The organism is Arthrobacter sp. 9V, assembly GCF_902506065.1.
Classification (GTDB): Bacteria; Actinomycetota; Actinomycetes; order Actinomycetales; family Micrococcaceae; genus Arthrobacter.
This window is the reverse complement of the sequence record NZ_LR732968.1, coordinates 1-1,111: the sequence shown is the minus strand read 5'-3', so window position 1 is coordinate 1,111 and position 1,111 is coordinate 1. Positions and strand designations below refer to the sequence as shown.

At 68.8% G+C, this 1,111-nt stretch carries 1 protein-coding gene; it reads left to right on the top strand.

All coding sequences use genetic code 11. From position 1 onward, the window contains the following. Positions 1–132 precede the first annotated feature (132 nt). Positions 133–1,111: Gfo/Idh/MocA family protein (locus BACI9J_RS22830; RefSeq protein ID WP_442858669.1), on the top strand; the 979-nt coding region annotated here is incomplete at its 3' end.

The following is a 1,111-nucleotide window of genomic DNA, read 5'->3' as shown; positions in this document are numbered from 1 at the left end:
GGGTGGGCCGGACGTTTCGATCGTGTAAAACCCTTCCCTGCGCGGATGCGTGAGCGATCCGTGAGCGCCTATTGTGCATTCATGAGCGATTCGGCATCATGGACGTCACATTCACGCAAGGGAGCGATGAGCATGGGCGTCGACAACGCAGGACTCCGCGTCGCGGTGATCGGGATGGGCCAGCGGTCCGCCATCGCGCGCCACGTGGCCGAGGCCACCGCCGCCGACGCGTCGCTGCAGGCCCGGGTCATGGCCGTCGCGGACGTCACGGCGGCGGGCCGCCAGCGCGGACTCGACGAGTACCCGGATGCCCTGGTGGTCGAACACCACCTGGACCTCACCGGTCACGTCGACGCCGCCATCGTCACCACGCCGGACTGGACCCACGCCGAGATCGCGATCGACCTGCTCCGCGCGGGCATCGCCGTCTACCTCGAGAAGCCGCTCGCCATCACGGTCGAGGACGCCGACGCGGTCCTGAACACCGCGGCCCGGACCGGCACCCCGCTGTACGTCGGACACAACTTCCGGCACGCCGCCGTCGTCCGCCTGATGCGCGAGATCATCGGCCGTGGCGAGATCGGCCAGGTCAAGGCCGTCTGGTGCCGGCACTTCGTCGGCAACGGCGGTGACTACTACTTCAAGGACTGGCACGCCGACCGCAGCAAGGTGAACTCGCTCCTGCTGCAGAAGGCGAGCCACGACCTCGACGTCATCCACGCGCTCGGCGGGGGTGACACCGCCCGGGTCGTCGGGATGGGCTCGCTGTCGGTCTACGGCGACGTCACCGACCGCCGCGACCGCAGCGGTGAACTGATGGGGGACTGGTTCTCCCACGACAACTGGCCGCCGCTCGCCCAGACCGGGCTGAACCCCGTCGTCGACGTCGAGGACGTCTCGATGGTGATGATGACGCTCGACAACGGCGTGCAGGCCAGCTACGAGCAGTGCCACTTCACGCCGGACTACTGGCGGAACTACACCGTCATCGGCACCGAGGGGCGCCTCGAGAACATCGGTGACACCGGTGGTGGCGTCGTGAAGGTCTGGACGCACCGCCGGGGCTGGGACACCGCGGGGGACCGCGAGTACCCGATCGACGGCGTCGAGG